This is a genomic window from Serratia sp. (in: enterobacteria), from assembly GCF_052400455.1.
Classification (GTDB): Bacteria; Pseudomonadota; Gammaproteobacteria; order Enterobacterales; family Enterobacteriaceae; genus Serratia; species Serratia ureilytica.
This window is the reverse complement of the sequence record NZ_CP185812.1, coordinates 754,251-779,769: the sequence shown is the minus strand read 5'-3', so window position 1 is coordinate 779,769 and position 25,519 is coordinate 754,251. Positions and strand designations below refer to the sequence as shown.

Sequence of the window (25,519 nt, the reverse complement as noted above, 5' to 3'; positions counted from 1 at the left end):
CCGCCGGCGCGCCCAAAACCCTCCAGGAAATACAAAGAGTTAGCGGAGAAAATTTCTTTTTACCGCCCCTCTCGAGCGATAAAACACCTTAGATTTCAGTTTGTTGGCCTTTTGCTGCCGACGGCAGCCCTGCGCCTGTGACCTGACCGTAAGCTTAACCGTTTCAGCTTGAGTGAACCTTGTCGTCGATCAACATTGTAGCGGCCACCCGTTTTTCCTGCTTTACCCAAGTATTCAAATGAAGATTAAAAACCCTATCCGCTGATTTGATCATTTCCGAGCGATGAGCAACAAAAATGCGTGTTATTGGCAGTTGTCCGATGGCGCGAGTGATCTTTTTCTCGTTATCAATATCGAGATCGCTGGTTGCCTCATCAAGCAACAGCACGCGAGGTTGCCGATACAGCGCTCTGGCGATGGATATACGCTGGCGTTGCCCGCCAGAAAGCGTGCTGCCAATATCACCGATCATCGAATCATATCCCTGTGGGAATGCGCTGATTTCCTCATCAATGGCGGCATGGTTGGCACATTCAGCCATACGTTCCACATCGGGGGATGCGGTAAAACCGGTAATATTCTGCTGTATGGTTCCGGCCAAGAGTTTGTCATCCTGCATGACAAAAGCGACATGTTCACGAATGTCCCGTTTGCTCATGCCGGACAGCCCCACGTTATTGATGAAAACATCCCCTTCAGTAGATTCGTACAGCCCCGCCAGCACATGGAGGAAGGTTGACTTCCCACACCCGGACGGCCCGACAATCGCGACGTTTTCCCCCGGCATAACCTCAAGATTGATCCCCTCGAAGATATTGCGCTCGGTGTGGGAATGGCGGAACGCCAAGTTGCGGATTACGATATGCCCATTCAGCTGTAGCGACACATGCTCCCCCTCATCCCTTTCCACAGGCGAAACAGCTACGTCCGTCAGACGCTGACTGTGCATGGATACCAGACAGAAGTCTGAAACCGCATTGACTAACTTCACCGTGCGGGTCATCACCATATCGGCATAAAGCATCACAGCCAACAAGGCTCCAGTCGTAATGCCTTTATCGAATCCTATGGCGCCGACGCTGAGCACGTAAATCCCGGAAAAACCCACAAGCAGTACAGCCGCCGTGTTGGTCAGTAAATCTAGTTTAAACAGTTGGTTACCTGCATGTGTGCTATTGACCACATGGTTGACCCATTCGCGACGGCGAACCGGCGTCAAATTCAACATTTTGATCGCCCCTATCGCTCTAACGGTCTCAAGGAAATGGGAAGATTGCACCGCTTCGAAGGCGATATGTTCGATTTTACGATTGCGGTATGTGGAGAAAAGGCCCACTTTTAAGGCAGCATAGACACAGGCGGCGATCAGGGGACCGATAGCGAGTACTGGTGAATAACTAAAAATAATAGCCATTGAAATGACAATCACAATCGCGTCCAGGAGGGAGGCGACCATATCGGCCGTGAACGCTTCCTGAATGGCGGTCAACGACTGGAAGCGCGACGCAATGTCACCAGTATGGCGCTTTTCAAAAAATGACAGCGTGAGCCTGATAAGCCGATTAAAGAACATTTCGGCCCATTTGACGCCGAGCGTATAGCGAAGGTTCATCAAAATCCAAGCGCGCACCACGGAAAAGGCGGACTTAATCAGCAATGCTGAAATGACCACAATGCCAACAAAAAATATCCCTTCACGATCAGATGAACGCACCAGCGTATCAATAGTAAATTGTGAAGCGGCAGGCACAGCAATTGAGAGCAGCTCCACCAAAACCGAAAGCATCAGAACACCGGTAAAAATGCGTCTTAACCCCCGTACGCCACGGAAGAGATCGGATACCGTAACATTCCTTTCCAGTGGCTTTTTGTCGAAGGTCTCTGCAGGCCAGGCCTCCATCAAAATGCCGGTAAACTTATCGGAAAGTTCGCGCAAAGAGATGCTGCGCCGGCCAATGGCAGGATCAAGGATCACGGCGCCTCGACGCGTCACTTTCACCAGAACCACAAAATGGTTGAATGACCAGTGAAGAATCGCAGGGCGGCTGAGAGAGCGCAGTTCATCAAGCTCTACGCGTGAAGCGCGAGCCGTCATTCCCACCCGCTCAAACGCAGTAATGAGATCTCGCAGCGTCATCCCATGGCTGCTTACTCCGTGGAGAGTGCGCGCCGAAGCAAGATCGATACGTTTGCCGAAATAGCCGGCCACCATGGCCAAACAGGCCAGACCGCACTCATTCATCTCCGACTGTAGGACCAGCGGCGTTTTTTGCCAGGAAAAAAACATGTCTCAACTCTCAACCGTCATGCGATTAATACTTTGTTTTAATGGCAAAAAAAGCCACTCCCAGATGCGCCTATGCGTTGTCAAAATATCAGCTTCAACGTCCACGCCCACCGGAAGCGCACGCGTGTCCACATCGGGCGTTATCAAGACGCGAAAACGCCGATTATTTCCCGATAAAGCCTCTGGACTCGCGCTGATAGCGGCGACCGTACCGGACACTTTCCCAAACCACTCCCACGGTAATGATGCAACGCGCATGAACACATGCTGACCCGTTTTCACTTCCTGCAACGCGGAGGGTGGGATCCACATTTCAACGAACGGACGCGCGTTTTCCGGCACCACTACCGCAGCAATGGCTCCCGCAGCCACTCTCTGTCCTTCCAAAATGCTCATTGAAGCGACGACGCCATCTAGCGGAGCCACAACCCGAGACTCCACGACCGCAGAGGCATTGATCACCTGTTGTTGCAGCGTAACCTTCTGCTGCTGAATGTCGGTAATGGACTGTTTTTCTTGTGATTCTGAGCGAGCCAGCTCATCCACAAATTGCAGCAGCTCTCCTTTCACCCGCGCGATATTGATTCGATGCGTATTCAGCTGTGCAATAGAGTTATGATATTCGTTCTCGCGCTCAATTTTCTCTTGTACGGTCGTAATACCTTTCTGTAACAGCTGTTGATAAAGCTCCATGCGCTTCTTCAAACCGGCGACACGCTCCGACTCAGCCACCGCCGCGGCTTGAATCGCCACCATTTCCCGTTCTTTGGCGCCGACTTTCTCACGCAAACGCAGGCGTTCTTCCTCCCCCTCTTTACGCCGTTCTCCCGCACGCTTTTGCAATTCAGTGAGTTGGCGCTGAGCCGCATCTTGCAACGCCTGATTCATTCCTCCCCCCGCATAGGCGACGTCGCGTGAAAACGTTGCGATAACATCACCTTTTTTCACCCTTTCTCCCTGGCGGACTTCGATGCGGCCGATGATGCCTTCATGATTGAATACCGCCTCCGCTGCGGAGGGGGTATAGATCACTCGCCCGGTGACAGGGACCCTTTTGGCATAGGTGGTAAATAACAGGAGAATAGCCACCAGCAAAACAGCAGCGGCACTCCATAAGGCAATTGGCAACACTGATGGCGCCGACACGGTAAAATCGCCCAGCCAGGCATTTTTTTTATGCTGCAACGCCTCCGGGCGGAAAAGAGAGTTTTCTTTGTCCATCGCGCTAACGGCTGATATAGAGCAGACGCTCAGGCATATCGATGATCACCTGATGTCCCCGCATGAACTTCATTCCCAACAAGCCGTCGAAATCCAGCTCCTGAGGCGTTGCGCCAAGGGTGACAACGGCCAGATCATCACGAGTCGTCCCTTCACGATCCGTAAAAGCGATTTTTGTCACCCTGCAATCCAGGTTTGATGCTTCAGGTTCAATGTCGCGACAGCCAGAAAACAGGAGGCCTGGCGGCAAACGGTCGGAAAACAACAGAGAATGGCTGGCCGCCGTATCGACAATCAGATGTAAAGACGTATCGCCTGCAGAGGCGATAACGCGTAGCCCAGAGGCAGTGGGTTCAATAGGGTAAGATGCCCATTTCTTTATGTCAGAAGGCAAATCGGCCAACAGTTGCAACCGATCGTTTTTAAAATCCATCAGCACCCGGCGCTCTCGAAAAAGCCCCAATCCCATAACTTCATTCACGGGGACATCACCGCCGATGCTTAATCCCCATGGTTTGAAACTGACCGTTTCAACATTATCGAAAGGAATATTTGAAATAAATAACCGGCTAATTTTCCAGGCGGAGACATTATTTTCTCCACCGGAAACATCCATCAACCGACGAGGCGCTTGTTTCGACACTTCCAGACTCGGATTAGCCACCAAGTTGTCAAGATCGTGTTTATAAAGATGCATCCCCTCCCCGCTGCCGGTATCCAGCATTAAGGTATGAAGGCGGTTATCAATCCGCACATCAATTAGCGGCAATCCACGTTCATCATACCGCAAACGCCCAAAATCAGTGGGTGGATCTGCCATGCTAATGCCGGAAAAAAAGAATGCCAATAAGGATAGTCGTTTGATCATGAGTTAACCTCTAGGTTTTTCATGATTATATCTTCACTCACACCCGATTCAATCAAATGCGAAGCCGCGCGGCTCATAATCTTTCTTATCGACGGACAGAACACGGTTTCACGGTTGAAATCATCGCCTGAGGAATAGCGTTGAATATGGCGACCACCGCCGCAAACTTTTTGCCATACGCAATCAGCGCAAACGATAGGAAGCTGATTATTCACCGCCATATACTTTTTCATCTGCCATGAAGCCAACGTGCCTGACAGCATTAAATCCTGAACATTGCCAATAGGCGTAAATATAGCGTCATTAGTCGTTCTGAGCGTATCATCCACATACAGATCGCCATCGGAGCTCACCGTGAAAGCGAGAGTGTCGCTTCCGGCTTTACTCACCCCCATTACTGGACTGAATTCTGAACTCAACATGGATTGAATGTGCGTATGGAAGTAGCGTACATACACCTCTTTATCCGCATCCAAAAAGAACTCATCCAACGCTGAGCAATAAAAATCTGACAGTCCGTCAGGATCTGTACACGTATCATGGCTTTCATCAGGAATGAGGAAGTCAAATTTTTTGCATTTCAGCACATCAACAAAATGGCGATAAATCTCAGCACCTTTTACCGAGGGATTGGCGACGCACAGGATACCGGGTTCATCGATAAGCCGACCCGCCTTCCAGGCTGCCTGCAGCATCTCCAGCCCTTTTACCGTACCTTCGTAGGTGCTGCGGCCCTTTCTATCCAGACGGTGCCTGTCGTTAATGTGCTTAGGACCATCAATAGAAATACCCACGCTGATATTATATTTCGAGAAAATATCAATCCACTCATTATCAATAAGGATGGCATTTGTTTGGCAGGCCAGGTTGAGCCTGGCGCCTTGATAATCACCTGAAACAAGCTCTTTGCAGGCATTATCGAAACGCTCTTTCCCCATCATTAACGGCTCGCCGCCATGAAAATCAACCTGCACCGTTTCTATTTCATACTCCTGACAGGCCCGCTCGAAGAACCCCCTCAGGTTTTTAATGATGTTATGAGAAATAATTGGCTTTGAATTTATTGCCAAATCATTACCCAGGTTGAATACATAGCAATACGTGCAGTTAATGTTGCATCGTTCACTAACCTTTAGAATTATTTCAAGATGCTTTATTTTTTTCTTATTCGTCATTGCCTGCACCACGGTTCCACAAAGGAGGAAATGCAGGGTGGTTTCCCACCCTGCACCAAGACTAATTAGAAACTCTTGGACCAACGCGCAAAGGCGTTGACCCAACCGCCAGAAACGCTATCCAGCATAGATTGAGCCAGTGCTTTTCGTGCGTCTTTTTTATCAGCTGCAACGGTTACGGCTGCTTTATTCATGCTAATTTCTTTGGCTAATTTAGACATTACATAATCCTTTTTGTATTGCACACCGGAATTGATGTGCTCAATTACCTTTACTTAAACATTGCTAAAGATAAAGAAGAAAAAACCAAAAATGTTACACAGGATAAGTTTTCTGTTACTGAGTTGATAATTTAAAGACTATTTCAAAAAATTGAGCTATACATCTAACGCAATATAAAGCCGAAAACAAAAGTGTCAGAATAAGGTTTAAATATTATTTACTGACACAGGAAATTAAAGTCATAGATTATTCATGACATATTCAGCATCGGAGGCGTATGAACGGTCAACGTATTGGCTACATTCGGATTAGTCACTGTGAACTGAGTCCCGAACAGCAACTGGAAAAAACGCTGGTAGATAAATCTTTCATTGATAACGCGTCAGTCAAGGACCTACAACGCCCAGAGCTGGATGCCCTGTTCTCGACAGTGCGCAACGGCGATACCGTGGTGGTTCAGAGCATGGATAGATTGGCACGCAACCTGAGTGATCTCCAACGTCAGGTCCACAGACTGGCCGATAAAGGCGTCACCGTTGAGTTTGTGAAAGAGAGTTTAACGTTTACCGGTAAAGATTCATCAGCGGATAAGCTAATGCTGTCTGTCATGGGTGCATTTGCCGAATTCGAACGAGCTTTAATTCGTGAACGCCAGCGCGAAGGCATCGCGCTGGCCAGAGTGCGCGGCGCTTACCGGGGTAGAAAAAAATTGCTGTCCTCAGAGCAACAGGCTGAATTGCGGTTACGCGCGACAAACGGCGAGACGAAAGCGCAGCTTGCCCGCGAGTTTGGCATCAGCAGAGAAACACTGTACCAATACCTGAAAAGATGCGGCTAATCGCCCTTCTGCGAAAGCTCATCCCTACGCAGAAAGACGGTGTCGACTGATTCTGATCCGGCGGATGCAGAAACTCACTCGCCGAGCATAACCATCCCTTCAGATTTCAGATTTCTTCACCTGTTGCCAGGCGTCTTCCATCTGCTCCAGCGTGGCGTCTTCCAAGCGTAGCCCGCGTTGCTTGACGATCGCCTCCACCTCGCGGAAGCGGCGTTCGAACTTGCGGTTGGCCGCCTGCAATGCGTTCTCGGCCTTGTGGCCCAAATGGCGCGAGAGGTTCACCGTGGCGAACAGCAGATCGCCGATCTCCTCTTCCAGCTTGCTCTCATCGACCACCGCCTGGCGGGCTTCGTGCATCACTTCGTCGATCTCTTCATACACTTTGTCCAGCACCGGGCCCAGCGTGTTCCAGTCGAAGCCGACCGAGGCGCAGCGTTTTTGGATCTTGTGCGCCTTCATCAACGCCGGCAACGCCTGCGGAATGTCGTCCAGCACCGAGTGCAGCGCTTTTTCGGCGCGCTCGCCGGCCTTGAGCTGCTCCCAGCGCGCCGCCACGGCTTCGCTGTCTCCGCCTTCGGCGTCGCCGAAGATGTGCGGATGACGGCGCTCCAGCTTGTCGCTGATGGCGGTACACACCTCATCAAAATCGAACAGCCCCTGTTCCTGCCCCATCTGGGCGTAGAACACCACCTGGAACAGCAAGTCGCCCAGTTCGTCGCGCAGATCGGCGTAGTCCCGCCGTTCGATGGCGTCCAGCACTTCGTAAGTCTCTTCCAGCGTGTAGGGCGCGATGGTGGCGAAGGTTTGCTTACGGTCCCATGAGCAACCGTTCTGCGGGTCGCGCAGCGTTTTCATGATGTTCAGCAGGCGCTGCAGCGAAGTGGATTGGGTCATAAAAAATCTCTGAGAAAATGGGGGCGCACGGACATGTCCGCCGGAACTGATGGAGTTCGGGCCGCATCGACCTCGGATGCGGCCCGAAAGGCGCAGGAGTTAGTTGCCGTGCAGACGCTTGGCGTCTATCACGTCCGGCAGCTGGTTCAGCTTCGCCAGCACCCGGCCCAGCACCTGCTGGTTATAAATTTCGATGTCCATATCGATGGTGGCCAACTGCTTCTTGGTATCACTGCGGCTGGCGACGCCCAGCACGTTGACCTTTTCGTTGGCCAGAATGGTGGTGATATCGCGCAGCAGCCCGCTGCGATCGTTGGCCATCACGCGCACCACCAGCGAATAACCGCTGGAGTAGCTTTCGCCCCACACCGCATCGACGATGCGCTCCGGCGCATGCGATTGCAAATCGGCCAGCTGATCGCAGTCCGCACGGTGGATCGAGATGCCGCGCCCCTGGGTGATAAAGCCGACGATGTCGTCGCCCGGGATCGGCTGGCAGCAGCGGGCGATGTGGTGCATCAGGTTGCCCACGCCCTCCACCACCACGCGGCCGTTATCCTTGTTGCGGGCCGGCGGCGGCGCTTTCTGCTGCACCAGCTGGCGCAGCGCCTCGCGATCCTGCTCTTCGGCGCTCGGCTTGTTGAACTTGCCCTGCAGGTAATTCACCATCTGGTTCAGGCGAATGTCCCCGCCGCCGATCGCCGCCAGCACCTCGTCCAGCGAGTTCATGTTGTAGCGCGGGATCAGCAGCTTCTCGGCCTCTTTCAGGCTGATGCCGAGGTGTTCCAGTTCGTTGTCCAGCATCTGGCGGCCGGCGAGAATGTTCTTGTCGCGATCCTGCTTGCGGAACCAGTTGTGGATCTTCGAGCGCCCGCGGCTGGTGGTCACGTAGCCCAGGTTCGGGTTCAGCCAGTCGCGGCTTGGGTTCGGCTGTTTCTGGGTGATGATCTCAATCTGATCGCCCATCTTCAGCTGATAGGTAAACGGCACGATGCGGCCGCCGATCTTGGCGCCGATGCAGCGGTGACCAACGTCGCTGTGAATGTGGTAGGCGAAATCGAGCGGCGTGGAGCCGGCCGGCAGATCGACCACGTCGCCTTTCGGGGTAAAGACATAGACCCGATCGTCGAACACCTGGCTGCGCACTTCGTCGAGCATCTCGCCGGAGTCCGCCATCTCTTCCTGCCAGGCGATCAGCTTACGCAGCCAGGCGATGCGCTCTTCATAGCCGGAGCGCACGGTAACCCCCGCGCCCTCTTTGTACTTCCAGTGCGCGGCCACCCCCAGTTCGGCGTCTTCGTGCATTTGCCGGGTGCGGATCTGAATCTCGACGGTTTTGCCGCGCGGCCCCAGCACCACGGTGTGGATCGACTGGTAGCCGTTGGGTTTGGGGTTGGCGACGTAGTCGTCGAACTCATCCGGCAGATGGCGGAAGTGGGTATGCACGATGCCCAATGCCGCATAGCAATCCTGCAGACGTTCCGCCACGATGCGCACCGCGCGCACGTCGAACAGTTCGTCGAACGCCAGGTGCTTTTTCTGCATCTTGCGCCAGATGCTGTAGATGTGTTTCGGCCGGCCGTAGATCTCCACCCGAATGCCTTCTTTGGCCATCTCGTCGCGCAGCCCGGCGACGAAATCGTCGATGAACTGTTCGCGATCGATGCGGCGCTCATGCAACAGCTTGGCGATGCGCTTGTATTCTTCCGGGTGCAGGTAGCGGAAGCAGAAATCCTCCAGCTCCCACTTCAACTGGCCGATGCCGAGCCGGTTAGCCAACGGCGCATAGATGTTGGAACACTCTTTCGCCGCCAGCACGCGTTCGTCTTCCGGCGCGTCTTTCACCTCGCGCAGGTGGGCGATGCGCTCCGCCAGCTTGATGACGACGCAGCGGAAATCCTCCACCATCGCCAGCAGCATGCGGCGCACGTTGTCGACCTGTTCGGAGGCCATCGAATCGTTTTGGGTGGCTTTCAGTTGGCGAATGGCGTCCATGTCCCGCACGCCATGCACCAGGGCGACGATGCCCTTGCCGAACGTTTCCGTCAGGATCTCTTCCTGCACAATGCCGGCATCCACCAGCGGAAACAGCAGCGCGGCGCGCATGCTGTCGTTGTCCATGCTCAGCGTCGAGAGGATTTCCACCATCTCCAGGCCGCGCCACAACAGCAGCGAGGCGTCGGGATGGTTTTGGGTCTGCTGCTCACAATAACGCCAGGTTGCGGCCAATCGCTCACATGACTGCGGGTTGGGTAGCCCCAAGCCGGCGATCCACTCATCGAGAGCGAACTCACCCGCCGTATTCAGATGTGCACTTCTTACCGCAACCATAACTTCTCCCTACTTTGCAGCGACCTCTGGCGCGCGCTCGTTGATAAACAGCGCCATTGATTCAAGATGCCCCGTGTGCGGAAACATATCCAACATCCGCACGCGCGCAAGACGATAACCGGCGTTCAACAGCACTTTGCTGTCGCGAGCCAGCGTGGTGGGGTTACAGGAAACATACACCACCCGCGCCGGCGCCAGTTTTACAATGTGTGACATTACCCCGGCCGCACCGGCGCGGGCGGGATCCAGCATCACCTTATCAAACCCTTGTGCTGCCCAAGGTTGCCGCTCAACGTCGTCCTCCAGATTCTCATGGAAGAACGATGCATTATTCAGCTTATTCTTATGTGCATTATATTGCCCATTCGCTACCAGCGTGGCAACACCTTCGATGCCCACCACCGCAGCGGCGCGGCGCGCCAGCGGCAGGGTGAAATTCCCCATGCCGCAGAACAGGTCCAGCACCCGATCATTGGGTTGAATGTCGAGCCATTCAAGGGCCTGCGCCACCATTTGTTGGTTTACGGCGTCATTGACCTGAATAAAGTCGCGCGGACTGAAGTCTAAGCGTAGCCCGTCAACCTGATAATACGGCGTTTCACCGCACAGTTTTTCCACCCGATCGCTGTCCGGCGCCAGATAAACGGCGACCTTTTCCCGCTCGCCAAACGCCAACAGCGCCTGGCGATCCGCCTCTTTCAGGGCATCGAGATGGCGCAGCACCAGCAGCGGGCCGTTATCCGCCAGCACCAGCTCCACATGCCCCAGCCGCCGCACCGCCTGCAGCCCGCTCAGGCAGGCGCGCACTGGCGCCAGCAGCTGTTCCAGCTCCGGGCGCAGCACCGGGCAGTGCTCCACCGCCACCAGCTCGCTGGAGGCCGCCTGTCGAAACCCCATCATCAGGCGCTGCAGCTTCGGCTGCCACGCCAGGCTCAGGCGGGCGCGGCGGCGATAGCCGTATTCCGGGCCGGCGATCACCGGTTCCTGTTGCGGGGTTACTCCGGTTTCGCGGGCGATCATGCGCACCAGCGCCGCCGCCTTGCTCTGCTGTTGCAGCGCCTCATCCGCATGTTGCTGCTGGCAGCCGCCGCACACGCCGAAATGCGGGCATCGCGGCTCCACCCGCTGCGGGCTGCGGCTCAGCAGGCGCTTGAGCTTGCCTTTGGCGAACTGGCGCTTGTCTTCGGTCAGCTGGATTTCCGCCTGCTCGCCCGGCAATACGCCCGGCACGAACACCGCTTTGCCGTCGTGGCGCGCCACGCCCTGGCCGAAAGGATCGAGATCGCTCACCGTCACGGTGAAGATTTGTGAGCTCTGCCGGGTCGTCACGCGGCGTTTGGGAGAGTAGAATTGCGCCATATTTGTCGATTGTGTGCTGGTTCATTAAGCTAGTGTCAGCTGTCAATTCTCCCACATTGGAATCCCATGACCAAATACAGCCTGCGTGCGCGCATGATGATCCTGATTCTGGCCCCGACCTTGCTGATTGGTTTGCTGCTCAGCACCTTCTTCGTGGTGCACCGCTATAACGAGCTGCAGGAGCAATTGGTCGACGCCGGCGCCAGCATCATCGAGCCGCTGGCGGTAGCCAGCGAGTACGGCATGACGTTCCGCAGCCGCGAATCGGTCAGGCAACTGGTCAGCCTGCTGCACCGCCGCCATTCGGACATCGTGCGGTCGATCACCGTGTTCGATGCGCAGAACAACCTGTTCGTCACCTCCAATTATCACCACAACTTCGCCCAGCTGCAGTTGCCGAAAGGCGTGCCGTTGCCCACCGAACTGATGCTCACCCGGCGCGGCGATTCGCTGATCCTGCGCACGCCGATCCTGTCGGAAAATCAGTATCCGGATGAAACCGCCGACGGCGGCAGCCACCCCGACAACAACCTGGGCTATGTGGCGATCGAGCTGGATCTGCAGTCGGTGCGGCTGCAGCAGTATAAAGAGGTGTTCGTCTCCACCCTGCTGCTGCTGCTGTGCATGTGCATCGCCATCCTGTTCGCTTACCGCCTGATGCGCGACGTGACCGGCCCGATCCGCAACATGGTGAACACCGTCGATCGCATCCGCCGCGGCCAGCTCGACAGCCGCGTGGAGGGCTACATGCTCGGCGAGCTGCACATGCTGAAGAACGGCATCAACTCGATGGCGATGTCGCTCACCGCCTATCACGAAGAGATGCAGCAGAACATCGATCAGGCCACGTCTGACCTGCGTGAAACGCTGGAGCAGATGGAGATCCAGAACGTCGAACTGGATCTGGCGAAAAAACGCGCGCAGGAGGCGGCGCGCATCAAGTCCGAATTCCTGGCCAACATGTCGCACGAGCTGCGTACCCCGCTCAACGGCGTGATCGGTTTTACCCGCCAGATGCTGAAAACCGATCTGAGCGCGACCCAAACCGACTATTTGCAGACCATCGAGCGCTCGGCCAACAACCTGCTGACCATCATCAATGACGTGCTGGACTTCTCCAAGCTGGAGGCCGGCAAACTGGTGCTGGAGCATATTCCGTTCGCCCTGCGCGAAACGCTGGACGAAGTGGTGGTGCTGCTGGCCCCCAGCGCACATGACAAAGGGTTGGAGCTGACGCTGGATGTGCACAACGACGTGCCGGAGCAGGTGATCGGCGACTCGCTGCGCCTGCAGCAAATCATCACCAACCTGCTGGGCAACGCCATCAAGTTCACCGAAACCGGCAATATCGATATTCGCGTCGAGCTGCGCAAACAGCTGGAGCGCCGGGTGGAAGTGGAAGTGCAGATCCACGACACCGGCATCGGCATCTCCGAACGCCAGCAGTCGCAGCTGTTCCAGGCGTTCCGCCAGGCGGACGCCAGCATCTCCCGCCGCCACGGCGGCACCGGGCTGGGGTTGGTGATCACGCAAAAGCTGGTGAAGGAAATGGGCGGCGACATCTGCTTCCACAGCCAGCTGAATCGCGGCTCGACCTTCTGGTTCCACATCACGCTGGATCTGAACGAGGGCATGCTGTCGCTGGCGCCGAACCTGCCGGATCTGAACGGCAAAACGCTCGCCTATATCGAGTCCAACCCGACGGCGGCACAGGCGACGCTCAACATGCTCAGCGTCACGCAGCTGGTGATCACCCACTCGCCGACGCTGGGCCAACTGCCGTCAGGCCATTACGATTTCCTGCTGGCCGGCGTGCCGATCCCGTTCCGCGACAACATGGCGCAGCATCAGGACAAATTGTTGGCCTCGCTGAAGCTGGCCGATCGGGTCATTCTGGCGCTGCCGTGCCAGGCGCAGATCGACGCCGAGCTGCTTAAGCAACAAGGCGCGCTCGGCTGCCTGATCAAGCCTATCACCAGCACGCGTCTGTTCCCGCTGCTGAGAATGGAAACGCCCGATCGACTCGCCGCCCCGCCTGAGCGTAAACGTCTGCCGCTGACGGTGATGGCGGTCGACGACAACCCGGCCAACCTGAAGCTGATCGGCACGCTGCTGGGCGAACAGGTGGAAAAAACGCTGCTGTGCGAGAGCGGTGAGGAAGCGCTGGCGCTGGCGCGCAACAACGTGCTGGATCTGATCCTGATGGACATTCAAATGCCGAAGATGGACGGCATTCACGCCAGCGAACTGATCCGCCAACTGCCGCACCACAACTCCACGCCGATCGTCGCCGTCACTGCCCATGCCGCCAGCGGCGAACGCGAGCATCTGCTGCAGGCGGGGATGGACGACTACCTGGCCAAGCCGATCGACGAGAAAATGCTGACCCGCGTGCTGTCGCGCTACCACAGCGGCGACGTGGAAAGCGCCGTCGCCGACGATGCCCCGCTGTCGCTCGACTGGCCGCTGGCGCTGCGCCAGGCGGCCAATAAACCGGATCTGGCGCGCGATCTGCTGCAAATGCTGCTCGATTTCCTGCCGCAGGTACGCGAACGGGTGCAGGCGCTGCTCGAGGGGCAACACGACGACGAGATCCTCGACCTGGTCCATAAGCTGCACGGCAGCTGCAGCTACAGCGGCGTGCCGCGCCTCAAGCAGCTGTGTTTCTACCTCGAGCGGCAGCTGCGCCAGGGCATCACCAACGACGAGCTGGAGCCGGAGTGGCTGGAGCTGTTGGATGAGATTGAACTGGTGATCCACGCGGCGCGCGCGCATCTGGCGCAACCGGCCTGAATCCTCAGGCCATAATGCAAAAAGGCACGCCGTAGCGTGCCTTTGTTGCTTTTAGCGCCTGAAGTTTATCACTGCGCCAGCAGGTACAGCTGGCTATCGCCGCGCTGAATATTCAACGCCAGCACCGACGGTTTGCTGTCGAGGATTTTACGCAGCTCGCCCAGGTTCTGGATCGGTTGTTGGTTCACGCCCAGGATCACGTCGCCCTTTTTCAGGCCGATGCGTGCGGCGGCGCTGCCGGCTTTCACGCTGTCGACCTTAACGCCTTTCACGTTGCCGACCTGGGTATTGCTCAGCTCGGCACCTTCAATGCCGGTGTAGATATTGCCCGAGGCCACCTGGGTCTGCGCGCTTTGCTCCAGCGTGACGTCAATCGTTACCGGCTTGCCGTCGCGAATAATGCCCAGCGACATCTTGCTGCCGACCGGCAACGTGCCGATCTCTGCCCGGAACGAGGCGAAGCTGGAGATGGCCTTGCCGTTCATGGTGACGATCACGTCACCGGCCTTGATGCCCGCCTTCGCGGCGGAAGATTTCGGCATTACCTGGCTGACGAAGGCGCCGCGCTGCGCGTCGACCTTCATCGCCTTGGCCAGCTCCGAGTTCAGCTCGGTGCCCATGATGCCCAGCTCGCCGCGTTTCACCTGGCCATACTCGACCATTTGCGCCGTCAGGTTTTTCACCATATTGCTCGGAATGGCGAAGCCGATGCCGATGTTGCCGCCGTCCGGCGCCAGGATCGCGGTGTTGATGCCGATCAGCTCGCCGTTCAGGTTAACCAGCGCGCCGCCGGAGTTGCCGCGGTTGATTGCCGCATCGGTCTGGATAAAGTTTTCGTAGTTTTCGATGTTCAGGCCGCTGCGCCCCAGGGCGGACACGATGCCCGAGGTAGCGGTTTCACCCAGCCCGTACGGGTTGCCGATCGCCACGGTGTAATCGCCGACGCGCAGCTGATCGGAGTCCGCCATCTTGATCGCCGTCAGGTTCTTGAAATCTTTCAGCTGGATCAGGGCGATGTCGGAACGCGGATCCTTGCCGATCACTTTGGCGTCGAAACGGCGGCCGTCGCTCAGCTGCACCTGGATCTTGTTGGCGTTGTCCACCACGTGATTGTTGGTCACCACATAGCCCTTGGCGGCATCGATAACCACCCCGGCGCCCAGCGCCTGGAATTTCTGCTGCGTGCCCTGCGGCTGCTGGCCATCCGGTCCGGGCTGTTCAGCGCCCTGACACATCGGCGAGCCCTGGAACGGTGAACCGTCCTGGCAGAACGGCGAATCTTCACCGAAGAACTGTTGGAACTGTTGCGGCATGCGCGGCGTATTGACCGTGGTGCTGCCCTCAACGTTAATGCTCACGACGGAAGGCATCACCTTCTCCAGCATCGGCGCCAGGCTCGGCAACTGCTGGGTGCTGGAAGACGCGGTTTCAGCGGCGCTGGCCGTAACCGGTCCCATCGCCATACCGATGCTGAATGCCAGTGCGCTCAGAACTAATGCGGTTTTTTTCATCTGTGTGTCTCTTATAAAGTCGTTCAAAAAAGAATGGCTGTCTTGCGTGCTTATTCAGAGTTAATTAATAGCCCGAAGTTCCGGCACAGATGATTGGCAATAGTAAACAAATATTGTTCGTCTTTACAAAACTCGAGACAGCCAACCGGTTGGAATTGCTGATAATTATTCCTCCGCTTAATTATTCCGCCGCCATTAATCGACGATATTCATCATAGGCATAAAGGTCGGTCATTCCGCTGATATAGTCCTGCAATAAACGCGCGCGGAAATAATATTCCCGAATGGTTTGCTGCTCCGGCGATAAATGCTGCAGCCCTTCTACCGCTTCCACATAAGCCAGCCGATGCTTGGTGGACAGCTTGTGGAACAGGCGCGTTTCGATCGGGTAAGCGCGATGGCTGTCCTCGCGCACCAACCGGCTGAAGTCCGCCAGCGACATCGCCAGCAGCGGGCTGTAAATGTCCAGCAGGCCGCTGATCACCCGGTAGCCTTGCAGCTCGAGCTGCTCGACCTCCGGGTGGTTGAACACGTGCTTGAACGCCACATTTTTAAATATTTTCAGCAGCTGATAGGCCGGGCTGGAATCTTCCAGCAGAGCCTGATTGAAACTGCCCTGATAAACCGCGTCAAGATTGTCGATAAAGCGCTGCGCCGCGTGCGGCACCAGCCGCGCCACGGTAAACACCCGCAGATACATGAAGAACTGATCTTCCGCGCTGCGCCGCGCGCCGCCGCGGTCGATCTTGCGAAACGCGCTGGCGACGGTCTTGTCGAACAGATCGCCCGGCACCACCTCGCCCCACTCCTGAATCAGGTGCTGATACAGCTGCTCGACGGTGAAAATGCTCTTCTCCACCGCATCTTCCAGATCGGCCACGCAGTACGAGATATCGTCGGCGGCCTCCATGATGTAGGTCAGCGGAAAACGATCGAACTCGCCCATGTGCAGCTCGCGCCGCAGCCTATCGACAAAGGCTTCTTCCGCCAGATAATAGCCGGGCTTTTTCATCAAATAGCTGTGGCTGGCGGGGATGTCGCCCGCCCAATAAGCCGGGCGGGTGTATTTCAAAATGCAGCCGACTTGCGCGTAGGTCAGATTGAGTTTCAGCAGGCTGTACACCATGCGGATCGCCTGGGCGTTGCCCTCGAAATGGCTGAGATCCTGACGGATCCGGCTGCGCAGCCGGTTCAGATCGCTCTCCCCTTCATGCAGCCGCAGCGACGCGACCTGGCAGCGATCGTGACTGCCCGGCTCGCTGCCGCAGCTGGCAGGATCGAGCCGCTGGGCGAACCAGTCGTTGATCGCCGACTCGCCGAAGTGACCGAACGGCGGATTGCCGATATCGTGCATCAGACAGGCCATTTCCACGATGCTTTCAAACGGATCGAGCAGCCGGGTCAGGCCGAATTCATCGATCTTACCCGCCTGTTTGAAGCGGTTGAGGATCTCTTTGGCGATATGGCGCCCGACCTGCTGCACCTCCATCGAGTGCGTCAGGCGGCTGCGCACCGCCGCGTTGCGCTCCAGCGGAAACACCTGGGTTTTTTGCTGCAAACGGCGAATGGCGGCCGAGTTGACGATGCGCCCGCGATCGCTCTCGAACTGCCGCACGATGTCGTACTCTTCCTCGGCCTCGATCGGTTTGCTGAAAGGCCGTTGGAAGCTGATTTTTTGCTTGAAGTCGATCCCGGACATCTGTTTCTCCGCCGTTGCGCCCTGCCCCCGTGATAACAATTCCCGGCGGCGGATGCAACGCATTATCTCTGATACACAGCCATGATAGACTATGCCGCAATTCTCACGGCCAATCAGCGAGTGTTATTTATGAAAGTAGGCATCATCGGCGCAATGGAGCAGGAAGTCACCCTGCTGCGCGATCAAATCGAAAACCGTCAAACCATCCAGCGCGCGGGCTGCGAAATCTACACCGGCCAGATCGGCGGCGTTGAAGTGGCCCTGCTGAAATCCGGCATCGGCAAAGTCTCCGCAGCCATGGGCACCACCCTGCTGCTGGAGCACTGCAGCCCGGACGTGGTGATCAATACCGGCTCCGCCGGCGGCCTGGCCAGCACGCTGCGCGTGGGCGACATCGTGGTGTCGGAAGAAGTGCGCTACCACGACGCCGACGTCACCGCCTTCGGCTACGAGCCGGGCCAGATGGCCGGCTGCCCGGCGGCGTTCGTCGCCGACGACGCACTGATCGCGCTGGCGGAAAGCTGCATCAAACAGCTGGATCTGCACGCGGTGCGCGGCCTGATCTGCAGCGGTGACGCCTTCATCAACGGCGCCGAGCCGCTGGCGCGCATCCGCGCCACCTTCCCGCGCGTCGCCGCCGTGGAAATGGAAGCCGCGGCGATCGCCCACGTCTGCCATCTGTTCGGCACGCCGTTCGTGGTGGTGCGCGCCATTTCCGACGTCGCCGACAGCGAGTCGCACATGAGCTTTGACGAGTTCCTGGTGGTAGCGGCCAAGCAGTCTACGCTGATGGTCAACGCCATGCTGCAAACCCTGGCCAAGCGCGGTTGATGTGAGGCTGCGCTTCACCTCGGCGCTCTGGCTGCTGGCGTTCTGGCTGGCCCTGCCGGCCGGGGCCGCCCAGCGAGTGATCAGTCTGGCGCCCAACGCCACCGAACTCGCCTATGCCGCCGGCATGGGCGAGGTGCTGGTGGCGGCGAGCGCCTATTCCGATTATCCGCCGCAGGCCGCCAGGCTGGAGCAGGTGGCCTCCTGGCAGGGCATCAATCTGGAGCGGGTGCTGGCGCTCAAGCCGGATCTGATCCTCGCCTGGCGCGGCGGCAATCCGCAGCGCGTGCTGGATCAGCTCGCCGCATTCGGCATCCCGATCTTCTATGCGGACGCCGATAATCTCGAAGGGATCGCCGGCTTGCTGGATAAGCTGGCGCAATACAGCCCGCACCCGGACCAGGCGCATCAGGCCGCCGCCGGCCTTCGCCGTCAGTTCGCTGCTCTCAGACAACAGTACGCCGATAATCCTCCGCGACGCGTGTTGCTGCAGTTCGGCACCCAGCCGCTGTTCACCAGCTCCGGCGCCACGCTGCAGAGCCAGGTGTTGGCGCTGTGCGGCGCGCAGAACGTCTTCGCCGACAGCCGCACGCCTTGGCCGCAGATCAGCCGCGAGCAGGTGCTGGCGCGCCAACCCCAGGCCATCGTCATCACCGGCGGCGCGAAAGAGGCCGCCAATGTGAAAGCCTTCTGGGCGCCGCAGCTGCAGGTGCCGGTGATCGCGCTGAATGAAGACTGGTTCAATCGCGGCGGCCCGCGGCTGCTGTTGGCGGCGCAGCAACTGTGCCGCCAGCTGGCGGAGATCCGCTGATGCTGGTGTTCTGGTTGGATATTCTCGGTACGGCGGTGTTCGCCGTCTCCGGCGTACTGCTGGCCGGCAAACTGCGCATGGATCCGTTCGGCGTGTTGGTGTTGGGCGTGGTTACCGCGGTCGGCGGCGGCACCATCCGCGATATGGCGCTGGCCAACGGCCCGGTGTTCTGGGTCAAGGATCCCACCGATCTGGTGGTGGCGATGATCACCTGCGTATTGACGCTGCTGCTGGTGCGCCAGCCGCGCCGCCTGCCGAAATGGGTGCTGCCGGTGCTCGACGCCGTCGGGCTGGCGGTGTTCGTCGGCATCGGCGTCAACAAGGCTTTCGCGGCCGGCACCGGCCCGCTGGTGGCGATCTGCATGGGGGTGATCACCGGCGTCGGCGGCGGCATTATCCGCGACGTGCTGGCGCGCGAGATCCCGATGATCCTGCGCACCGAAATTTACGCCACCGCCTGTATCATCGGCGGCATCGCGCACGCCACGGCGTTTTACACCTTCAACATGCCGCTGCAACAAGCCATGATGCTGGGCATGGTCATCACGCTGGCCATTCGGCTGGCGGCCATCCGCTGGCACCTCAAGCTGCCCGCCTTTATTCTCGAACGCTGAGCCGCCGCCCTGCGGGGCGAATGCAGCCACGCGACGGCACAGCCGAATATCATCCACAACCCACCGGCCCAGGAGAACGGCGTGGCAGTGATCCTCGTGGAGTGGTAGGCATAAAAAAACCCGCCGGCTGGAAAGCAAGCGGGTTGATATTCTGACAGGCAAACTCAGATGCTGAACGACGAACCGCAACCGCAGGTGGTTTTGGCATTCGGGTTGGTCACCACGAAGCGCGATCCTTCCAGCCCTTCGGTGTAGTCCACCGAACCGCCAACCAGATACTGCAGGCTCATCGGATCGACCACCAGCGCCACGCCCTGCTTCTCGATGGTCATGTCGCCATCGTTGACCTTGTCGTCAAAAGTGAAACCGTACTGGAATCCGCTGCAGCCGCCGCCGGTAATGTAAACCCGCAACTTCAGGTTCGGATTTTCTTCGTCAGCAATCAGGTACTTGACCTTGTTTGCTGCTGCCTCGGTAAATTGCAGGGGCAGTGCCGTTTCATCACTCATACTCTTTACTCCCAACATTGTTCAGCATCAGATCGCGACCAAGGCTGCCTGATTAATATTAACGATTATCCGATACCTGAGTGTTGCGTTCAAGTATTCACCGCATTTGTTGTATTTTCTTTACTTGTTTTCTCCGCCGCTTCCCGCGCCAACTGCGCCTCCTGCCGTTGCAGGGTGCGCGCCAGGATCGACGAATACAGCGGCTTGCCGCCGAGCAGCTGCGCCACCACCGTAGCGCCGAGGCAGGTGATGATCATCGGTAAAATCAGCTGGTAGTTGTCGGTCATTTCCAGCACCAACACGATACCGGTCAGCGGGGCGCGCACCGTGGCGGCGAACAACGCCCCCATGCCGGCGATGGCGAAAGTGCCCGCCTCGATGCCGTACTGCGGGAACAAATGCGCCCCCGCCAGCCCGAAGGCGGTGCCGAACAGCGTGCCCAGCGCCAGCATCGGCGCAAAGATGCCGCCCGGCGCGCCGGAACCGAAGCACAGCAGCGTGGTGAAGATGCGGGTAATGAAAATGAACATCAACATGCCGACGCTGTAATTGCCCGCCGCGGCGATCGGGATCAGCCCAAAGCCGCCGCCCGCCGCCTCCGGCTGGATCAGCCCCAGAATGCCGCACACGCCGCCGAGCAGCCCGCCCATCAGCAGCACATTGCGCATTCTGCCGCCGTGCAGGCGCGCGAACATGTCCTGAGTGCGAAAGATCAGCGCGTTGAATCCCACGCCCACCGCGCCGAATATCGCGCCCAGCACCAGATAGAGCCACAAGGTGTTGATGGGCGCCGAGGCGAGTTTGCCGACCGCGATCACCGAGCCTTGGCCGTTGAACAGCTGGAACACCACGCTCGACATGATAACGCCGATAAACACCGCTTTAATCGAGATCAGGTTGTAGCGAAACTGCGGCCGCATCTCTTCGATGATAAACAGAATGCCGGCCAGCGGCGCGTTGAACGCGGCGGACAGCCCGGCGGCGGCCCCGGTCGCCAGCAGCGAATGGCGCGCCTCGGCGCCGCGAATGCGCAGCACGTCCAAGACCATACGCCCGACGTTGCCGCCCATCTGTACCGTAGGCCCTTCGCGCCCCAGCACCATGCCCGCCCCCAGCGTTCCCATGCCGCCGATGAATTTCACCGGTATCACACGCCACCAGCGCACCGGCCGCAGCTCCTCCAGCGCGCCTTCGATCTCCGGAATGCCCGAACCGCCCGCCTCAGGCGCAAAGCGCCGCACCAGGTAATAACCCAGCGCCGCCAGCGCCGCGGACAAGATAAACGCCAGCGGCCACACCAGGATCCAGAAGTCGGCGACCTGCGCCAGCGAAGCCAGCCGCTGCTGCTGCACCCACTCCACCGCTTTATCGAAGGCCACGCCGAGCAAACCGGCCAGCGTCCCCACCAGCGCGGCCATCAACAGGATCGCCACCGGCGTTTTGTCGCGGCGGATAAACTGGCGCACCGCATCGCTGCGGCTAAGACGCGGGCTCAACGTCCCGACTGGCTGTGATTGTGATTCTGTCATCGCGAGTGATTCGTCAGGTAATTTGTAATACAAATAGGCAGGGCGATAATTCTACCCCAACCCGGCGGCGGGCGCTGCCGTTAATGGTATCTGACTGTGATCGTTTCATAACGCGGCGCTCTCCTCTAGAATAGCGCGGTCAAATCATTCAAAAGAGAATCCAGGAGCCGATTTATGAGCCTACACAGCAAGTCCGAAAGTCTGTACGCCCAGGCGCAACAGTTGATCCCCGGCGGGGTAAACTCTCCGGTGCGTGCATTCACCGGCGTGGGCGGTGTGCCGCTGTTTATCGAGCGCGCAGACGGGGCTTACCTGTTCGATGCCGACGGCAAGGCCTATATCGACTATGTCGGTTCCTGGGGGCCGATGGTGCTGGGGCATAACCACCCGGCGATCCGCGACGCGGTGATCGAAGCGGCGCAGCGCGGCCTGAGCTTCGGCGCGCCGACCGAGATGGAAGTCAAAATGGCGCAGCTGGTCACCGAGCTGGTGCCGACGATGGATATGGTGCGCATGGTGAATTCGGGCACCGAAGCCACCATGAGCGCCATCCGCCTGGCGCGCGGCTACACCAACCGCGATAAAATCATCAAGTTCGAAGGCTGCTACCACGGCCACGCCGACTGCCTGCTGGTGAAAGCCGGCTCCGGCGCGCTGACCCTCGGCCAGCCGAACTCACCGGGCGTGCCGGCCGACTTCGCCAAACACACCCTGACCTGCACCTATAACGATCTGGATTCGGTGCGCGCCGCCTTCGAACAGTACCCGTCCGAGATCGCCTGTATCATCGTCGAGCCGGTCGCCGGCAACATGAACTGCGTGCCGCCGCTGCCGGAATTCCTGCCGGGCCTGCGCGCCCTGTGCGACAAGTACGGCGCGCTCTTGATCATCGACGAAGTGATGACCGGCTTCCGCGTCGCGCTGGCCGGCGCACAATCCTATTACGGCGTCGAGCCGGATCTGACCTGCCTTGGCAAAATCATCGGCGGCGGCATGCCGGTGGGCGCCTTCGGCGGCCGTCGCGAGGTGATGGACGCGCTGGCGCCGACCGGCCCGGTCTACCAGGCGGGCACCCTGTCCGGCAACCCGATCGCCATGGCGGCGGGCTACGCTTGCCTGACCGAAGTGTCGCAGGTCGGCGTGCATCAGACGCTGACCGAACTGACCGAGATGCTGGCCGCTGGCCTGCTGCACGCGGCGCAGGAAGAGAATATTCCGTTGGTGGTCAACAACGTCGGCGGCATGTTCGGCCTGTTCTTCACCGACGCGCCGGCGGTCACCTGCTACCAGGACGTGATGCAGTGCGACGTGGAACGCTTCAAGCGCTTCTTCCACCTGATGCTGGAAGAGGGGGTGTATCTCGCGCCGTCCGCCTTCGAAGCGGGTTTCATGTCCGTGGCGCACAGCAAGGAAGACATCCAGCGCACCATCGACGCCGCGCGTCGCTGCTTCGCCAAGCTGTAATCCCGGCCGGATGGCCAAAAAGAAACGGGCGCCGAGGCGCCCGTTTTGTTTTTCACGGCGGTTTACAGCAGCGTGCCGTAAATGGTCAACAGCGCCACCACCACCACGATGATCATCGTCACCTTGCGCGCCAGCGTCACCGCCGCCCGCGGCGTTTGCACCGGATCCATATGCGGATCGCGCGCCAGCGAGAACTGCGCCAGCCGCGTCAACACCTGATACGACGACGAATGCCGATCGCCGAGCGAGGCGAACCAGGCCGGCAACGCGCGCTCGCCGTGGCCGAACAACGCATAGGCCACCCCGGCCAAACGCACCGGGATCCAGTCCAGCCAGTTCAGCAGATGATCGATGCCCGACTGCGAACGCTCCAGCGGCGTATTGTGGCGCGCCAGCCAGGTTTGATAGGCGCGCAGGAAGGCATATCCCGCCAGCGCGATCGGCCCGTACGGCCCAAAGACCACGAACCAGAACAGCGGCGCCAGGTAATAACGGAAGTTGATCCACAGCAGCGCGTTTTGCAGCTCGCGCAGGCGCAGCTCCTCACTGCAGTCCACCGGCAAACCGTGGATCAACGCCAGCTCTTCCGCCATCTGATCGCTGGCATGGGTATCCCCCTGCCGCGCCGCTTTCAGGTAGGCGCGATAGTGTTTGCGCTTGATGCCGGCGCCGACGCACAGCAGATCGATGACGATCCACAGCAGCAGCGTCACCACGCCGAAGAATAACCCGTGCGACAACCACAGAACGCCCCAGACGATCACCATCCAGGCGGCGGTCATCGCCAGCGTCTGCGCCAGCGAAACCCGATGCAGCCGCTGAAATACCACTTCGAGGCGATGATCCAGCTGCCAGTGTTCCCCCAGCTTGAACAGGCGCTCCCAGGCCAAAACCAGCAACAGCGTAAACAGCGTCATTAGCGATTCCTCTCCCTTTTTCTTGTCTCAAGCATAGCGTCGGCGGGCGCGCCGCGTTGTTCCAGAGATGCCAGATAGCGATCCCAATCGAACGCCGGCCCGGGATCGGTTTTGCGGCCGGGGGCAATATCGCAATGCCCGGCGATATGCGCCGCCAACGGCGGATAATGTTCGGCCAGCAGCGCGGTGACCGCCTGCAGCGTGCGATATTGCGCCTCGGTGTAGGCTAACTGGTCGGTGCCTTCCAGCTCGATGCCGATGGAGAAATCGTTGCACCGTTCGCGCCCCTGATACAGCGAAACGCCCGCGTGCCACGCGCGCTGGTCGAAGGGCACATACTGCACGATCTCCCCATCGCGGCGGATCAGGCAGTGCGCAGACACTCGCAGCTGATGGATCTCGGCGAAATAAGGGTGCTGCGCGGGATCGAGCGTGCCGGTGAACAGCTGGTCGATATAGGGGCCACCGAATTCGCCGGGCGGCAGGCTGATGTTATGGATGACCAGCAGCGAGGGCGGCTCGTCATCCGGGCGCCGATCGCAGTGCGGCGAAACCACTCGCGTCACCCCGACAATCCAGCCATTTTCCAACTGCATCAGACACCTCTCTGCGGTGGTACTTATTCCTGCAACAGAGTAGCATGTTCCCCTACGAACTAACCGTCCATTTCGGAGTTTTCCATGCCGACACGCCGCTACAGTGCCGACCGTCGCCGCACCGAGCTTCTTGAACGTATTGAAAGTGATATTCCCTATTCCGTCGCCCAGGCGCTGCGCGAAGACCTGGGAGGTGAAGTTGACGCCGGGCGCGATATTACCGCGCAATTGTTACCGGCGGACAAGCAGGCCGAAGCCACCGTCATTACCCGCGAAGCCGGCGTGTTCTGCGGCCGCCGCTGGCTGAACGAAGTCTTTATTCAGTTGGGCAACCAGGTGCAGGTGGAGTGGCTGGTGGCAGACGGCGACCGTCTGATACCGAACCAACCGCTTTGCCGGCTGCGCGGCCCTGCGCGGGTGCTGTTGACCGGCGAGCGCACCGCGCTGAACTTTGTGCAGATGCTCTCCGGCGTGGCGACCGAGGTCAGCCGCTACGTGGCTCTGCTGGAAGGCACCCAGACTCGCCTGCTCGATACCCGCAAGACCTTGCCCGGCCTGCGCACCGCGCTGAAATACGCCGTGCTGTGCGGGGGCGGCAGCAACCACCGGCTGGGGCTGTCCGATGCCTTCCTGATCAAGGAAAACCACATCATCGCCTCCGGCTCGATCAAAAACGCGGTGGAAAAAGCCTTCTGGCTGCACGCCGACGTGCCGGTGGAAGTGGAAGTCGAGTCGCTCGATGAGCTGCAGCAGGCGCTGGACGCCGGCGCCGACATCATCATGCTGGACAACTTCAGCGTCGAGATGATGCGTCAGGCGGTCGCCCAAACCCAGGGCCGCGCCCAGCTGGAGGTGTCCGGCAACGTCACCAGCGAGACGCTGCGCACCTTCGCCGAGACCGGCGTGGATTACATTTCGGTCGGCGCGCTGACCAAACATGTGACCGCGCTCGATCTGTCGATGCGCTTCAAATGATCCCCTCGCCCCCGGCCGCCGCCGGGGGCGTTAACGCAGATTTGCGAAGCCCCTCGCACCGTTTTTCCCTCCGCTGCA

The 25,519-nt window shown here is 58.7% G+C and carries 21 protein-coding genes; 7 read left to right on the top strand and 14 right to left on the bottom strand.

Annotation, left to right across the window (positions count from 1 at the left end; translation table 11 throughout):
- Positions 1-163: 163 nt before the first annotated feature.
- From ACORQT_RS03620 to xyeA, 5 genes are all read right to left on the bottom strand, one after another.
- Positions 164-2,287: a peptidase domain-containing ABC transporter gene (locus tag ACORQT_RS03620; protein WP_444859318.1), complete on the bottom strand. Its 2,124-nt coding sequence runs from the start codon at positions 2,285-2,287 to the stop codon at positions 164-166.
- 3 nt (positions 2,288-2,290) lie between these two features.
- Positions 2,291-3,508, bottom strand: a complete 1,218-nt coding sequence (locus ACORQT_RS03615; RefSeq protein ID WP_108680178.1) for an HlyD family secretion protein — start codon at positions 3,506-3,508, stop codon at positions 2,291-2,293.
- 4 nt (positions 3,509-3,512) lie between these two features.
- On the bottom strand, positions 3,513-4,376 hold the full coding sequence (locus tag ACORQT_RS03610; RefSeq protein WP_108680177.1) for a hypothetical protein: 864 nt from the start codon (positions 4,374-4,376) through the stop codon (positions 3,513-3,515).
- A complete protein-coding gene (xyeB, locus tag ACORQT_RS03605) occupies positions 4,373-5,551 on the bottom strand; it encodes a cyclophane-forming radical SAM/SPASM peptide maturase XyeB (protein WP_108680176.1) in 1,179 nt (392 codons plus the stop codon). The genes ACORQT_RS03610 and xyeB overlap by 4 nt, the downstream gene beginning before the upstream one ends.
- A 65-nt stretch (positions 5,552-5,616) precedes the next feature.
- Entirely contained in the window at positions 5,617-5,772 is a 156-nt protein-coding gene (xyeA, locus tag ACORQT_RS03600) for a XyeA family cyclophane-containing RiPP triceptide (protein WP_071891933.1), read from the bottom strand.
- A 278-nt stretch (positions 5,773-6,050) separates the two neighbouring features.
- Here xyeA and ACORQT_RS03595 point away from each other — a divergent pair, with 278 nt between their 5' ends.
- Positions 6,051-6,611 carry a recombinase family protein gene (locus ACORQT_RS03595; protein WP_072626743.1) on the top strand — a complete coding sequence of 187 codons (561 nt, stop codon included), beginning with the start codon at positions 6,051-6,053 and terminating at the stop codon, positions 6,609-6,611.
- 99 nt (positions 6,612-6,710) lie between these two features.
- Here ACORQT_RS03595 and mazG read toward each other — a convergent pair whose 3' ends face one another.
- The 3 genes from mazG to rlmD all read right to left on the bottom strand — a co-directional run bounded on the left by mazG (position 6,711) and on the right by rlmD (position 11,195).
- Positions 6,711-7,505: a nucleoside triphosphate pyrophosphohydrolase gene (gene mazG / locus ACORQT_RS03590; RefSeq protein WP_089191191.1), complete on the bottom strand. Its 795-nt coding sequence runs from the start codon at positions 7,503-7,505 to the stop codon at positions 6,711-6,713.
- Between the two features lie 99 nt (positions 7,506-7,604).
- Positions 7,605-9,836 (bottom strand): GTP diphosphokinase, encoded by a 2,232-nt coding sequence (gene relA, locus ACORQT_RS03585; RefSeq protein WP_047572652.1) that lies wholly within the window; start codon positions 9,834-9,836, stop codon positions 7,605-7,607.
- A gap of 9 nt (positions 9,837-9,845) precedes the next feature.
- Positions 9,846-11,195, bottom strand: a complete 1,350-nt coding sequence (gene rlmD, locus ACORQT_RS03580; protein WP_069101114.1) for a 23S rRNA (uracil(1939)-C(5))-methyltransferase RlmD — start codon at positions 11,193-11,195, stop codon at positions 9,846-9,848.
- Between the two features lie 66 nt (positions 11,196-11,261).
- On the opposite strand from rlmD, the gene barA reads away from it, so the two are divergent.
- Positions 11,262-13,988 carry a two-component sensor histidine kinase BarA gene (gene barA, locus ACORQT_RS03575; RefSeq protein WP_033641870.1) on the top strand — a complete coding sequence of 909 codons (2,727 nt, stop codon included), beginning with the start codon at positions 11,262-11,264 and terminating at the stop codon, positions 13,986-13,988.
- A 68-nt stretch (positions 13,989-14,056) separates the two neighbouring features.
- On the opposite strand, the gene degP is transcribed toward barA, so the two are convergent.
- On the bottom strand, positions 14,057-15,499 hold the full coding sequence (gene degP, locus ACORQT_RS03570; RefSeq protein ID WP_033651660.1) for a serine endoprotease DegP: 1,443 nt from the start codon (positions 15,497-15,499) through the stop codon (positions 14,057-14,059).
- A 181-nt stretch (positions 15,500-15,680) separates the two neighbouring features.
- The gene (gene dgt / locus ACORQT_RS03565) at positions 15,681-17,198 is read right to left on the bottom strand and encodes a dGTPase (RefSeq protein ID WP_099785551.1); all 1,518 of its coding nucleotides are present in this window, start codon (positions 17,196-17,198) and stop codon (positions 15,681-15,683) included.
- Between the two features lie 129 nt (positions 17,199-17,327).
- Between dgt and mtnN the strand changes: the two genes are divergently transcribed.
- The 3 genes from mtnN to ACORQT_RS03550 are packed head-to-tail and all read left to right on the top strand — an operon-like array spanning position 17,328 to position 19,451.
- Entirely contained in the window at positions 17,328-18,029 is a 702-nt protein-coding gene (mtnN, locus tag ACORQT_RS03560; protein ID WP_019455094.1) for a 5'-methylthioadenosine/S-adenosylhomocysteine nucleosidase, read from the top strand.
- 1 nt (position 18,030) lies between these two features.
- Positions 18,031-18,837, top strand: coding sequence for a vitamin B12 ABC transporter substrate-binding protein BtuF (gene btuF, locus ACORQT_RS03555; protein ID WP_046688235.1), 807 nt, complete (start codon positions 18,031-18,033; stop codon positions 18,835-18,837).
- A complete protein-coding gene (locus tag ACORQT_RS03550) occupies positions 18,837-19,451 on the top strand; it encodes a TRIC cation channel family protein (protein ID WP_033641866.1) in 615 nt (204 codons plus the stop codon). Before btuF ends, ACORQT_RS03550 begins: the two co-directional genes overlap by 1 nt.
- A 164-nt stretch (positions 19,452-19,615) precedes the next feature.
- Here the strand turns inward: ACORQT_RS03550 and erpA are convergent, their stop codons facing one another.
- Positions 19,616-19,960: an iron-sulfur cluster insertion protein ErpA gene (erpA, locus tag ACORQT_RS03545; protein ID WP_033641865.1), complete on the bottom strand. Its 345-nt coding sequence runs from the start codon at positions 19,958-19,960 to the stop codon at positions 19,616-19,618.
- A gap of 89 nt (positions 19,961-20,049) precedes the next feature.
- On the bottom strand, positions 20,050-21,489 hold the full coding sequence (gene clcA, locus ACORQT_RS03540; RefSeq protein WP_033641864.1) for a H(+)/Cl(-) exchange transporter ClcA: 1,440 nt from the start codon (positions 21,487-21,489) through the stop codon (positions 20,050-20,052).
- A 174-nt stretch (positions 21,490-21,663) separates the two neighbouring features.
- Between clcA and hemL the strand changes: the two genes are divergently transcribed.
- Positions 21,664-22,953, top strand: coding sequence for a glutamate-1-semialdehyde 2,1-aminomutase (hemL, locus tag ACORQT_RS03535; RefSeq protein ID WP_015376661.1), 1,290 nt, complete (start codon positions 21,664-21,666; stop codon positions 22,951-22,953).
- Between the two features lie 62 nt (positions 22,954-23,015).
- Here the strand turns inward: hemL and ampE are convergent, their stop codons facing one another.
- Together ampE and ampD are read right to left on the bottom strand one after the other, a co-directional pair.
- On the bottom strand, positions 23,016-23,870 hold the full coding sequence (gene ampE, locus ACORQT_RS03530) for a beta-lactamase regulator AmpE (protein WP_033631795.1): 855 nt from the start codon (positions 23,868-23,870) through the stop codon (positions 23,016-23,018).
- The gene (gene ampD, locus ACORQT_RS03525; protein ID WP_025301585.1) at positions 23,870-24,466 is read right to left on the bottom strand and encodes a 1,6-anhydro-N-acetylmuramyl-L-alanine amidase AmpD; all 597 of its coding nucleotides are present in this window, start codon (positions 24,464-24,466) and stop codon (positions 23,870-23,872) included. The genes ampE and ampD overlap by 1 nt, the downstream gene beginning before the upstream one ends.
- An 84-nt stretch (positions 24,467-24,550) precedes the next feature.
- On the opposite strand from ampD, the gene nadC reads away from it, so the two are divergent.
- Entirely contained in the window at positions 24,551-25,441 is an 891-nt protein-coding gene (nadC, locus tag ACORQT_RS03520) for a carboxylating nicotinate-nucleotide diphosphorylase (RefSeq protein ID WP_025301584.1), read from the top strand.
- Positions 25,442-25,519: the final 78 nt, after the last annotated feature.

Bases quoted from the DNA above. Each gene is read 5' to 3' on its own strand.
- ACORQT_RS03620 (WP_444859318.1), bottom strand. From the start codon at position 2,287: ATGTTTTTTTCCTGGCAAAAAACGCCGCTGGTCCTACAGTCGGAGATG.
- ACORQT_RS03615 (WP_108680178.1), bottom strand. From the start codon at position 3,508: ATGGACAAAGAAAACTCTCTTTTCCGCCCGGAGGCGTTGCAGCATAAA.
- ACORQT_RS03610 (WP_108680177.1), bottom strand. From the start codon at position 4,376: ATGATCAAACGACTATCCTTATTGGCATTCTTTTTTTCCGGCATTAGC.
- xyeB (WP_108680176.1), bottom strand. From the start codon at position 5,551: ATGACGAATAAGAAAAAAATAAAGCATCTTGAAATAATTCTAAAGGTT.
- xyeA (WP_071891933.1), bottom strand. From the start codon at position 5,772: ATGTCTAAATTAGCCAAAGAAATTAGCATGAATAAAGCAGCCGTAACC.
- ACORQT_RS03595 (WP_072626743.1), top strand. From the start codon at position 6,051: ATGAACGGTCAACGTATTGGCTACATTCGGATTAGTCACTGTGAACTG.
- mazG (WP_089191191.1), bottom strand. From the start codon at position 7,505: ATGACCCAATCCACTTCGCTGCAGCGCCTGCTGAACATCATGAAAACG.
- relA (WP_047572652.1), bottom strand. From the start codon at position 9,836: ATGGTTGCGGTAAGAAGTGCACATCTGAATACGGCGGGTGAGTTCGCT.
- rlmD (WP_069101114.1), bottom strand. From the start codon at position 11,195: ATGGCGCAATTCTACTCTCCCAAACGCCGCGTGACGACCCGGCAGAGC.
- barA (WP_033641870.1), top strand. From the start codon at position 11,262: ATGACCAAATACAGCCTGCGTGCGCGCATGATGATCCTGATTCTGGCC.
- degP (WP_033651660.1), bottom strand. From the start codon at position 15,499: ATGAAAAAAACCGCATTAGTTCTGAGCGCACTGGCATTCAGCATCGGT.
- dgt (WP_099785551.1), bottom strand. From the start codon at position 17,198: ATGTCCGGGATCGACTTCAAGCAAAAAATCAGCTTCCAACGGCCTTTC.
- mtnN (WP_019455094.1), top strand. From the start codon at position 17,328: ATGAAAGTAGGCATCATCGGCGCAATGGAGCAGGAAGTCACCCTGCTG.
- ACORQT_RS03550 (WP_033641866.1), top strand. From the start codon at position 18,837: ATGCTGGTGTTCTGGTTGGATATTCTCGGTACGGCGGTGTTCGCCGTC.
- erpA (WP_033641865.1), bottom strand. From the start codon at position 19,960: ATGAGTGATGAAACGGCACTGCCCCTGCAATTTACCGAGGCAGCAGCA.
- clcA (WP_033641864.1), bottom strand. From the start codon at position 21,489: ATGACAGAATCACAATCACAGCCAGTCGGGACGTTGAGCCCGCGTCTT.
- hemL (WP_015376661.1), top strand. From the start codon at position 21,664: ATGAGCCTACACAGCAAGTCCGAAAGTCTGTACGCCCAGGCGCAACAG.
- ampE (WP_033631795.1), bottom strand. From the start codon at position 23,870: ATGACGCTGTTTACGCTGTTGCTGGTTTTGGCCTGGGAGCGCCTGTTC.
- ampD (WP_025301585.1), bottom strand. From the start codon at position 24,466: ATGCAGTTGGAAAATGGCTGGATTGTCGGGGTGACGCGAGTGGTTTCG.
- nadC (WP_025301584.1), top strand. From the start codon at position 24,551: ATGCCGACACGCCGCTACAGTGCCGACCGTCGCCGCACCGAGCTTCTT.